The 904-nt window shown below is 49.2% G+C and carries 1 protein-coding gene and 1 tRNA gene; both read left to right on the plus strand.

The features are described 5' to 3' along the window. Nucleotides 1-470, plus strand: a 470-nt coding sequence (locus tag BN3002_RS11050) for a hypothetical protein (protein ID WP_157843488.1), incomplete at its 5' end; no start/stop codon positions are given. A gap of 178 nt (nucleotides 471-648) precedes the next feature. Continuing rightward, nucleotides 649-724 (plus strand) — tRNA-Ala (locus BN3002_RS00010). The last annotated feature ends 180 nt before the right edge of the window (nucleotides 725-904 follow it).

Here is a 904-nt window from a genome sequence, read left to right on the forward strand (position 1 = left end):
ATGTGTTAAGCACGCCGCCAGCGTTCGTCCTGAGCCAGGATCAAACTCTCCAAACAAAAAACAAAAACCATAATCTGCTCAGAAAACAACCACCCCACAACAGGGCAGCCAATCCCAACCAAAAAAACTCAAAAAACAAAAACAAGCATCAACAAAACAAACACACTATCGAGTTCACAAACAACACCCCCACACGCCCACAACCCCAAACAAAAGGCCACAAACGCGGGACAACCACCACAAACAACACCAACCACAAACAATCAGCACCGCCCGGGCGACAAGAAAATACTCTACGAACAATCGGGGCGATCGTCAAACTGATTTGCGGTGAGCTCCCTCACCGTTTGATTTTTCGGCACAATGTCGCCAAACAGCAGGTGGAATACTGTTTTAATCCGGTTTTTATCATCATTAATTCTGGTTTTTGGAGCCTAGTTGAGTGCGCTCCACCATCGCTGATCCCCTAAAAGTGTGGCGCACCAAGCACTGAATTACTCAGATCAATTTTTGTGCGCCTTAGTGTTGATCCGCGCTGGCAGTGTGCATGCATGTAAGCGCGCATCAGTACTCGTAAATGATGGCGGTGCGCTTCACAGTCTCCAGTGTGCATTTCGTGCTGCCAGGGTGGTACGATACTTGAGCCTTGGGGCTATGGCGCAGTTGGTAGCGCGTCTCGTTCGCAATGAGAAGGTCGGGGGTTCGAATCCCCCTAGCTCCACCATTTGTACTCACTTTTGGATACAAGGATCGCAACCTCTTGCTGTGAGCGTTTGGGGGTTACCGGACAATTTGTGTGTCTATTGGTGGCGTGTCGTGTTGTTTTAGGGTTTGTATTTGCCTGCCCAGCCTTTTCTGATTGATAGGCCGTCTTCCCATGGGGCTTGTAGGTCGAAGTGTTTTG

Origin of the sequence: Actinomyces ihuae (genome assembly GCF_001457875.1) — a bacterium.
Classification (GTDB): Bacteria; Actinomycetota; Actinomycetes; order Actinomycetales; family Actinomycetaceae; genus Pauljensenia; species Pauljensenia radingae_A.